Source organism: Brevundimonas sp. SPF441 (assembly GCF_009661015.1).
GTDB lineage: Bacteria > Pseudomonadota > Alphaproteobacteria > Caulobacterales > Caulobacteraceae > Brevundimonas > Brevundimonas vesicularis.
The window spans coordinates 52,257-61,887 of the sequence record NZ_WJWX01000019.1; the positions used below are offsets into that span (position 1 = coordinate 52,257).

The 9,631-nt window shown below is 68.4% G+C and carries 9 protein-coding genes; 1 reads left to right on the plus strand and 8 read right to left on the minus strand.

Annotation, left to right across the window (positions count from 1 at the left end):
• Positions 1-14: 14 nt before the first annotated feature.
• The 3 genes from murJ to typA are packed head-to-tail and all read right to left on the minus strand — an operon-like array spanning position 15 to position 6,236.
• Positions 15-1,610: a murein biosynthesis integral membrane protein MurJ gene (murJ, locus tag GGC30_RS11620; protein ID WP_153924247.1), complete on the minus strand. Its 1,596-nt coding sequence runs from the start codon at positions 1,608-1,610 to the stop codon at positions 15-17.
• Positions 1,611-1,646: 36 nt separating this feature from the next.
• Positions 1,647-4,352 carry a [protein-PII] uridylyltransferase gene (gene glnD / locus GGC30_RS11625; protein WP_153924249.1) on the minus strand — a complete coding sequence of 902 codons (2,706 nt, stop codon included), beginning with the start codon at positions 4,350-4,352 and terminating at the stop codon, positions 1,647-1,649.
• 51 nt (positions 4,353-4,403) lie between these two features.
• Positions 4,404-6,236 (minus strand): translational GTPase TypA, encoded by a 1,833-nt coding sequence (typA, locus tag GGC30_RS11630; RefSeq protein ID WP_055755091.1) that lies wholly within the window; start codon positions 6,234-6,236, stop codon positions 4,404-4,406.
• A gap of 232 nt (positions 6,237-6,468) precedes the next feature.
• Between typA and GGC30_RS11635 the strand changes: the two genes are divergently transcribed.
• Positions 6,469-6,774 carry a UrcA family protein gene (locus tag GGC30_RS11635; RefSeq protein ID WP_194943585.1) on the plus strand — a complete coding sequence of 102 codons (306 nt, stop codon included), beginning with the start codon at positions 6,469-6,471 and terminating at the stop codon, positions 6,772-6,774.
• Here GGC30_RS11635 and GGC30_RS11640 read toward each other — a convergent pair.
• The 5 genes from GGC30_RS11640 to GGC30_RS11660 all read right to left on the minus strand — a co-directional run bounded on the left by GGC30_RS11640 (position 6,771) and on the right by GGC30_RS11660 (position 9,622).
• Positions 6,771-7,268, minus strand: coding sequence for a GNAT family N-acetyltransferase (locus GGC30_RS11640; RefSeq protein ID WP_153924253.1), 498 nt, complete (start codon positions 7,266-7,268; stop codon positions 6,771-6,773). The genes GGC30_RS11635 and GGC30_RS11640 overlap by 4 nt on opposite strands.
• Entirely contained in the window at positions 7,268-7,702 is a 435-nt protein-coding gene (locus GGC30_RS11645; RefSeq protein WP_153924255.1) for a DUF1178 family protein, read from the minus strand. Before GGC30_RS11645 ends, GGC30_RS11640 begins: the two co-directional genes overlap by 1 nt.
• A gap of 6 nt (positions 7,703-7,708) precedes the next feature.
• The gene (locus tag GGC30_RS11650; RefSeq protein WP_153924256.1) at positions 7,709-8,548 is read right to left on the minus strand and encodes a carbon-nitrogen hydrolase family protein; all 840 of its coding nucleotides are present in this window, start codon (positions 8,546-8,548) and stop codon (positions 7,709-7,711) included.
• A gap of 3 nt (positions 8,549-8,551) precedes the next feature.
• Entirely contained in the window at positions 8,552-8,809 is a 258-nt protein-coding gene (grxC, locus tag GGC30_RS11655; protein WP_055755096.1) for a glutaredoxin 3, read from the minus strand.
• Between the two features lie 72 nt (positions 8,810-8,881).
• Positions 8,882-9,622 (minus strand): ComF family protein, encoded by a 741-nt coding sequence (locus GGC30_RS11660; RefSeq protein WP_228763719.1) that lies wholly within the window; start codon positions 9,620-9,622, stop codon positions 8,882-8,884.
• Positions 9,623-9,631: the final 9 nt, after the last annotated feature.

Sequence of the window (9,631 nt, forward strand, 5' to 3'; positions counted from 1 at the left end):
CGATTCGCCGCCTGTCAGTCCAGACCGGAGACCGCGCCGCCGCCGGGCTCGCGCTTCAGCGTGGCCTTCAGTTCCGAGATCGTGACGGCCCGGAACGCCAGCAGGCAGAAGCCGTAAAGCCCTGCTCCGGCGCCGCAGACCACCAGGACGGCGATCTCCTTGGCCAGGAACAGGCGGCTAAGCTGCGGATAGAAGACGTCGGCGGCGAACAGCAGGGCGGCCATCATGGCGCTGGCGGCGATGACGCGCGCGATGCGCGACAAAAAGGCCGGCGACGGCCGCCAGCTATTCTCGCGGATCAGGACGCCGCCCAAAAGGGCGACGTTGACCCAGGCCGAGGTGCTGGTGGCGATGGCCAGGCCCAGCACCCCGTCCCAGCCCTGACGGCGGAACCAGAAGAACAGGGCCGAGCCCAGGATGACGGTGATGACCACGCTGGCCACGGCGAAGATCATCGGACGGCGCGTGTCCTGGCGCGCGAAGAAGGGCGGGGTCAGAACCTTGGCCAGGACGAAGGCCGGCACGCCCCAGGCGAACTGACGCAAAACGTCGGCGGTGCGGGCGGCGTCGGCCGAGGTGAAGGCGCCCCGCGTCACCGTCGCGTCGATGATGAAGAAGGGAATGACAAACAGGGCCACGGCCGCCGGCAGGGTGAAGGCCATGGCCAGGTTGATGCCGTCGTCCAGCGTCTTCTGGCCGCCCTCGTGATCGCCATCGACGAAAGCCTTGGTCAGGCGCGGCACCAGGGCCAGGCCGATGGCGACCCCCACCAGCCCCAGTGGCAGTTGATACAGGCGGTCGGCGTTATACAGCACCGAGCGCGCGCCCTCGTCCGAGCCGGTCAGGAACTGCGACACCAGAGAGTTGATCTGCAGCGCCCCGCCCGCCAGGGCGCCGGGCACGGCCAGCGCCAGGGTGTGACGCACATTCGGCGTGATGCGCGGCAGGCCGATCTTCAGCCGAACGCCCAGACGCCGCACGCCCCACCACAGCAGACCGGCCTGGATCAGGCCCGACACCGTCACCGCCGCCGTCACCATCAGCAGCACCGTCTCCTGCGGGATCGGCAGGATCAGCGGCGGCATCAGGGCGGCCAGGGTGCACAGGTTCAGAAACACCGGCACGGCCGCCGACAGCGCGAACCGACCGCCGGTGTTAAGCACGCCCGACAGCAGCGAGGCCACGGTCATACAGGCCAGATAGGGCATGGCCAGCTGGGTCGCGATCACGGCGGCGCGCAGCACCTCGGGCTGACCCTGATAGGCCGACAGCAGCCACGGCATGATCCACGGCATCACGACCTGCAACAGGATGCAGAAGCCGGCGACCACGGCCAGCATGAAGCTGAGCGCCTCGGACGCCGTGACGGCGGCCGCTTCCTCGCCCTCGCGCGCCCGAACCCCGCCATAGACCGGCACGAAGGCCTGGGCGAAGGCGCCCTCGGCGAACAGGCGGCGGAACATGTTGGGCAGCATCAACGCCGTGGTGAAGGCGTCCATCATCGGCCCCTGGCCGAAGCGCGCCGCCAGCGCCATGTCGCGCACGAAGCCGAGAATTCGACTGCCCAGCGTCAGGGTCGACTGCACCAGGGTGTTTCGGGCGAGGCTCATGCGGACATTCGACAGGGCGCGGAGGAAGGTTGTCGCTTAGCGCGCTTGTTCGCCGGGCGATACGGGCTTTGCGCGCGGGCTGCGGCGGCCCAGGTCGGAGACGTCGCGTGCGCTGGCGCGGGCCGAGGCGACCTTGCGTCCGGCGGGCGCGGGCGCGCGGCTGTCCAGCACGGCCTCAAGCGCGGTGCGCAGTTCGGCGATCCGCTGTTCCGAGGTGATCTTCCGCCCCTTGCGATCCACGACGTAGAAACTGTCCACCGCCCGCTCGCCATAGCTGGCGACATGGGCGGAGCGGATGCTCAGGCCTTCGTCGTTGAACACGCGCGACAGGTCCGCCAGTAGCCCCGGCCGGTCGGCGCAGGACACCTCGACTACGGTGGCGACCTCGCTGGCGTGGTGATCGACCATGACCACGGGCCGGACTTCGAAGGCCGCCTTGCGCGCATTGCCGGTCGGATCGGGCGCCTGGCCGATACGGCCCTCGCCCCGCGCGGCCTTTTCCAGCGCCTCGACCAAAGCCTTCAGGCGACGCGGCTCGGCCTGGCCATAAGGCAGGCCCGCTCCGTCCTGAACACGAAACACGTCCAGAACGACACCGTCCTCGGTCGCCACGCGGGCGTCGGTCACGTCGGCCCCAAGCGCGGCCATGGTCTGGGCCAGATCGGCGAACAGGCCCGGCCGGTCGGCCGCTGCGATGGAGATTTCGGTGGTCTGCACCGTCAGCCCCTGCACCGGCGCGGTTGGGGCGCTCTCGGCGGCGGCGCCCGTCTCGCGCGCCCGCTGGACCAGGGCCGGATGCGCCGCCAGCGGATCCTCGCGCGTCACGTCCTCGCCCCGAAACAGGGCGGCGACCTGGTTGTAGAGGGTGCGCATCAGCTGACCCTTCCAGCCGTTCCACACCCCCGGCCCCACAGCCCGGATATCGGCGACGGTCAGGACCAGCAGCATCCGCAGCCGCTCGGGGTCGCCGACCAGTTCGGCGAAAGCTCGGATGGTCGCCGGGTCCGACAGGTCGCGCTTCTGGGCGTAGTCCGAAAGCGCCAGATGGCTGCGCACCAGCCAGACGACCAGTTCGATCCGGCGCGGATCGACGCCCAGCCGCTCGCACGCCCGACGCGCGGCGATAGCGCCATCCTCCAGCTGCCCCCGCTCGCCGCCCTTGCCGACGTCGTGCAGCAGCATGCCCAGCATCAGGGCTTCCATGTCCGAGATCAGGTGCACGATCTCGCTGGCCATGGGGTGGTCGGTCTTCAGCTTGCCGCGCGCGATGTCGTTGATGATGCCGATGGCCTGAAGCGTATGCTCGTCGACCGTATAGGCGTGGTACATGTTGAACTGGGTCTGGCCGACGATCCGCCCCCATTCGGGCAGGAACCGACCCAACAGACCCGTCTCGTTCATGATGGTCAGGACGCGATAGGGCCGCTGCCCGTGCGCCAGAACGTCCAGGAAGGCGCGCGTCGCCGCCGGATCGCGCCTCAGCCGGGGCGTCACCAGCGACAGCGACCGCGTCACCGCCGAAAAGGCGTCCGGATGCAGATCCAGGTCGTGCTTGTCGGCGCAGACGAACAGGGCCAGCAGCTTGACCGGATCGGCGGCGAACACCTCCGGCCCCTCGACCGACAACCGGCCCTGATCGATCCAGAACCCCTCGACCTCCAGCTTGCGCCGGGGGGCGGGCCGGAACGGCGCCATCAGACGCGACAGGCCATGCGCCGTCTTCTGGTGGCGCGCCTCCAGCTTGGCCGACATGGCGCGGGTGAGAGCGCCGACGTCGCGCGCGACCAGAAAGTATCGCCGCATGAACCGCTCGACCGCCGGTTCGTCGCCGCGCCCGCGCCAGCCCATGCGGCGGGCTACCTCGGGCTGCATGTCGAACGTCAGCTTCTCTTCGGCCCGGCCCGCGATCAGATGCAGGTGGATGCGGACCCGCCACAGGAAGTCGAACGCCTCGTCCGACGTCCGTCGCTCGCGGGGGGTAAACAGTTCGTCCATCACCGTCGCGCCCAGCCGGCTTTCGGGCGCCAGGGACCGGGCGATCCAGTACAGGGTGTTCAGGTCGCGCAAGCCCCCCTTGCCGTCCTTGACGTTGGGCTCGACCTTGTAGCGGGTCGAGCCGACCTTTTCGTGCCGGGCGGCCCGCTCCTCCAGCTTGGCGGCGATGAAGGGGCGCGGATCGGATTTCGACACCATGTCGCGAAACCGGCCGATCATCAGCTGGGCCAGCGCCTCGTCCCCCGCCAGCGGACGCGCCTCCAGCAGGGTCGTCCGCACCGTCATGTCGGTGCGCGACAGGCTCAGACACTCTTCGACCGAGCGCACCGCCGACCCGACCTTGGCCCCCAGGTCCCACAGCACATAGAGGACGAACTGGATCACCTGCTCGCCGCGCGGCGTCGCTTTGGACGATCTCAGAAACAGCAGGTCGAGATCGGAATGGGGCGCCAGCACGCCCCGGCCGTAGCCCCCGACCGCGACCAGGGCCAGCCGCTCGGCCTCGACCGGCGAGGTCGGCCACAGCGTCTGGGTCGCCACCCGCCACAGGCCGGCCAGCATCTCGTCGGCGGCGGCGGCGTACAGACGCGCCACGTCGCGGCCCTTCATGCCGCCGTCCAGCTTGCGCTCCGCCCTGGCGCGGGCGGCGTCATAGGTCTCGCGCAAAACGACAGAGACCGCCGCGCGCGGGTCTTCCGCGCGGGCGGCCTCGTCAAGGCGGTCATCCAGACTGGGCGAGGCGTTCATGTCAGCCGTCTATAGGCCGCATCCCACCGCACGTCAGTCAGGGATTGCTGACTACTCCGGGCGAACGCGCTTCTTGCGGAACGACGGGTTCAGCGTCTGCTTGCGCAGGCGGATGGACTTGGGCGTCACCTCGACCAGTTCATCGTCGTCGATATAGGCGATGGCCTGTTCCAGCGACATCTGGCGCGGCGGCGTCAGGCGAACGGCCTCGTCCTTGCCGGAGGCGCGGACGTTGGTCAGCTGCTTGCCCTTGATCGGGTTGACGTCCAGGTCGTCCCAGCGCGCGTTCTCGCCGATGATCATGCCCTGATAGGTCTTCTCGCCGGCGCCGACGAACATGATGCCGCGGTCTTCCAGGTTCCACAGGGCGAAGGCGGCGGTTTCACCGTCAGAGTTCGAAATCAGAACGCCCTTCAGACGACCGGCGATGGCGCCCTTGTGCGGCTCATAGTGGCTGAACACGCGGTTCAGCACGCCCGAACCGCGCGTGTCGGTCAGGAATTCGCCTTGGTAACCGATCAGCGAACGCGACGGCGCCTTCAGGCTGATGCGGGTCTTGCCGGCGCCCGACGGGCCCATGTCGGTCATTTCGGCCTTACGGGCCGACAGCTTCTCGATGACGATGCCCGAGAACTCGTCGTCGACGTCGATCATGACGTCTTCGATCGGCTCCAGCTTCTCGCCGTTCTCGCCGGTCTGGAACACCACGCGCGGACGCGAGATCGAAACCTCGAAGCCTTCGCGGCGCATGTTCTCGATCAGAACGCCCAGCTGCAGTTCGCCGCGGCCGGCGACTTCATAGGCGTCGCCGCCTTCGGTCGTGGTCACGCGGATGGCGACGTTGGCCTCGGCTTCCTTCAGCAGGCGATCACGGATGACGCGCGACTGGACCTTGTCGCCTTCGCGACCGGCCAGGGGGCTGTCGTTGACCGAGACGGTCATCGAGATGGTGGGCGGATCGATCGGCTGGGCGGGCAGAGGCTCGGTGACTTCCATCGCGCACAGGGTGTCGGCGACGGTCGCCTTGGACATGCCGGCGATGGCGACGATGTCGCCCGCTTCCGAACCCTCGTCCAGGGCCTGACGCTTCAGGCCGCGGAAGGCCAGCACCTTGGTGATGCGGCCGCGTTCAATTTCCTTGCCTTCACGGTCCAGGGCGTGGATCGCCATGCCGGGAACGGCCTTGCCGCTCTCAATGCGGCCGGTCAGCAGACGGCCCAGGAAGGGATCGCTTTCGATCAGCACGTCCAGCATGCGGAAGGGCTTGTCGCGGTTGGCCTGGACGGCGGGCGGCGGGACGTGATCGACGATCAGGTCGAACAGCGGGGCCAGATTGTCGTTGGGCTGGTTCAGGTCCAGCGTCGCCCAGCCGTTGCGGCCCGAGGCGTAGATGTGCGGGAAGTCCAGCTGCTCGTCCGTCGCGCCGATGGCGGCGAACAGGTCGAAGGTCTCGTTGTGGACGCGGTCCGGATCGGCGTGGGCGCGGTCGACCTTGTTGATGCACAGGATCGGGCGCAGGCCCATCTTCAGCGCCTTGGTCAGCACGAACTTGGTCTGGGGCATGACGCCCTCTTCGGCGTCCACCAGGATGACGCAGCCGTCCACCATGCCCAGGATGCGCTCGACCTCGCCGCCGAAGTCGGCGTGGCCGGGGGTGTCGATGATGTTGATGCGGGTTTCACCCGCCTTGCCGTTCCAGAGCACCGAGGTGCACTTGGCCAGGATGGTGATGCCGCGCTCTTTTTCCTGGTCGTTGGAGTCCATCGCGCGCTCGGTCTGCGCCTCGTTGGCTCGGAAGACGCCGGATTGGGCGAGCAGTTGGTCCACCAGGGTCGTCTTGCCGTGGTCGACGTGGGCGATGATGGCGACGTTGCGCAGGTTCATTTGAGTATCGCGAAAAGGCGCGGCCGGCATACGGGCGGCCGCTGGTCATGAAAGGCATGCGGGAGGCGCGCGCCTCTTACAGGCATGTGGACAGAAAGACCAGAGCGGGCGTTCGCCGCGCTGATCGCCGCCTTACCGATATTTCATCCCCGACGCCGCATCCGACGCCGCTGACGGACGCCTCTTTCCCCCGACGGGCCTGACACAGGCCCATTTCGAAGGGGAAATGACGATGGGTTTGATGATTGCAGCGGCGCTAGCCGCCGCCTTGGCCGCGGGCCAGGCGCCGGACATGCACGTGGATGCCGAGGGGCTGAACATGGCCCGACCCGGCGAGGCCATGATCCTGGCCGGCCGCATCCGCGCCGCCAGTCGTGACTGGTGCGCCGTCCATCGTGCCGTCCTGACACCCGACAGCCTTGGCGACGCCAGCGTCTGCGAGCGTGAAATGAGACGCCGGGCCTATGTCGCCCTGCCCCGTCCTCAACGCATCCACTTCGTGCGCGCGGGCGGCCAGACCGCGCTGAATCGGCGCTAGAGCGGTCGCAGCATATAGCGGGCGTCGGCGCCGTAGCTGGCCAGTTTGGCCGCCATGGCCTCGGCGGGTTGCTCGACGAAACCGTGTCGAGACCAGAAGCCGACAGCGTCATTGACGGCGACCAGGGCGATGGCGGGCCAACCGTCTTCCGTCGCCTGTTCGGCCAGTCGCTCGACGATGGCGCCGGTCACGCCCCCGCCCCGCGCCTCGGGGTGCAGGGCCAGATCGTGCAGATAGATCAAATCCGGCTGAGCCGGCAGGCCCTCGATCACCGTGTTCAGCGGCGGCGCGCTCTCGGCCTTCCACGGATAGGCGATCAGATAGCCCCGCGCGGCGCCCTCGCTCTCCGCCAGCACGAAACAGCCGCGCGGATAAAGCGCCAGCCGGTTTTGAAAACAGGCGCGATCCTCGAAATGGTCGGGAAACGACAGCCGCGCCACCTCCACCACCGCATCGATGTCCGTAGGCCGCATGGGCCGCCATTGCAGGGTCATCAGTTCACCTTGGACGGGTCTGGCAGAGCGTCAGGCAGGGCGGAAACCGGAACGCCGTCGTCCTTCAGCTTCTTCACCTCTGCGGGCGTGGCCTCGCCATAGATTTCGCGCTTCTCGGATCGGCCCTCGTGGATGTCGCGGGCCTCGCGGGCGAAGGCGTCGCCGACGTAGTCGAAGTTGGCCTCGACATGGGCGCGGACCTCGCGGGCGGCGGCCATCATCATCGTCTGCATCTTGGCGGCGACGTCGAAGGCGGGATCGGCCTTTCGGGCGCCGCTGACGGCCGGGGCCATGATCGCCTTTTCGACCGCGTGCGAACCGCAGAACGGGCATTCCACCAGCCCCCGCGCCGCCTGATCGTCATAGGCGGTCGAGGAGCCGAACCAGGCTTCGAAGGCGTGGGCCTGGTCGCATTTCAGGGCGTAGCGGATCATGGGGCGTCAAACAGCGGGCAGGAAATCGCGATCGTGGGTCAGGCTGGGCACGGCGGCGCGCGCCTTGGCCACGGCTTCCATGTCCAGTTTCGCACGCACGATGCAAGGCTCGTCGTGATCCGCCTTGGCGATGATCTCACCCCACGGGCCGACGACGGTGGATCGCCCCCAGGTGCGGCGACCGTCCTCATGCAGTCCGCCCTGCGCCGGCGCCAGGACGAACGCCCCCGTCTCGATGGCGCGGGCGCGCAGCAGGGTTTCCCAATGCGCCTCTCCGGTCGGGGCGGTGAAGGCGGCCGGCACGGCGATCATCGAGGCCCCCGCCTTGGCTAGCTGGCGATGCAGGTGCGGAAAGCGGATGTCGTAGCAGATGGTCAGGCCCAGCCGGCCCCAGGGCGTGTCCGCCACCGACGCCCCGTCGCCGGGCCGCACCGTCGCGCTTTCGCGATAGGTCTCGCCATTGGGCAGGTTTACGTCGAAGACATGCAGCTTGTCGTATCGGGCCACAATCCCGCCCGACGCATCGATCAGCAGCGATCGATTGGCGGCGCGGCCATCTCCCGCCTGGCCAGACCGGACGATGGCCGAACCGATCAGCAGCCAGACGCCCATTTCCGCCGCCAGACGACGCAGACCCAGAACGGCGACGTCCTCGTCCTCGGTCGTGATCGCCGCATCGCGCCGGTCTCGGCGCTGCTCCAGGACATTGGTCCCCTCGGGCGTCAGGATGAACTTCGCTCCGCCCGACGCCGCCTCGCGGATCAGCGGCTCGACATGCGCCAGCGCCGCTCGCGCCGTCGCCGGCGTGCGCGTCTGGATCAGGGCGATGTCGAGCCCGCTGCTCATGGATCAGGCGGCCAGAAGTCCGTCCAGCTTGCCGTCGCGATCCAGCGCGTGGATGTCGTCGGAACCGCCGACGTGCTGGCCGTCGATGAAGATCTGCGGGAAGGTCATGCGGCCGCCTGACTTCTCGACCATCTCGGCCTTCTTGTCGGGATCGTTGGACGCGACGATTTCCGTATAGTCCACGCCCTTTTTCTTCAGAAGCGACATGGCGCTGAAGCAGTAGGGGCAGCCAGGCTTGGTGTAGATGACGACGTCGGCCAAGTTCAGATCTCCAAAATAAACTCCAGCGCCCTCAAGCAGAGAGCCGCCGCGAGACGAGCGATAGGGCGCTCTTCACATAGTCAGTTCACGGGCGTTTCGCACCCGCGCGATGACGGCGAGATCCACGGCGCGCGCTCCGGCGTCGATCAGGGCGCGCGCGCAGGCCTCTCCGGTCGCGCCCGTGGTCAACACATCGTCGATCAGAAGGATGCGTCGCCCCCGGATCCGACGCCGGCCTGCCTCGGTCACGGCGAAGGCCTGCTTGACGTTTAGCCGCCGCCCGCGCTGGCTCTTGCCGCCCTGGCTGGTCGTGTGGGTCGTGCGGACCAGACCGTCGGGCAAATAGTCGCGGTGAGCGTGGCGGGCCAGCGGCCGGGCGATTTCGGCGGCCTGATTGAAGCGCCGCGACAACAGGCGAAACCGATGCAGCGGCACGGGCAGGATCACGTCCGCGTCTTCGACCAGATCGGCGGCGGCGCGTCCGATCCAGCGCGCGAACAGGGGCGCGAACTGTTGCTGGTCCCCGTGCTTGAACCTCAGGATCAGGCCGCGTGACGCCTCGTCATACAGGCAAGCCGCGCGCGCTCTCTCGAACGCATAGGGCTTGGCGATACAGGCGGCGCAGCGATCCTCGGCGAAGGCGCCGCCGTCAAAGTCGAAGGCCGCCCCGCAGCCGTCGCAGACCGGCGCTTCCAGAAATTTGATCCGGCTCCAGGCGTCGGGCGTCAGGCCGGCCGCAGCCGTCGCCTCTCGGCTGTCATGCGCCATCGGCGGCAGGATCAGGTCGGCCAGTCCCCGCCCCGCTCCGCGCAAGTGACGGCC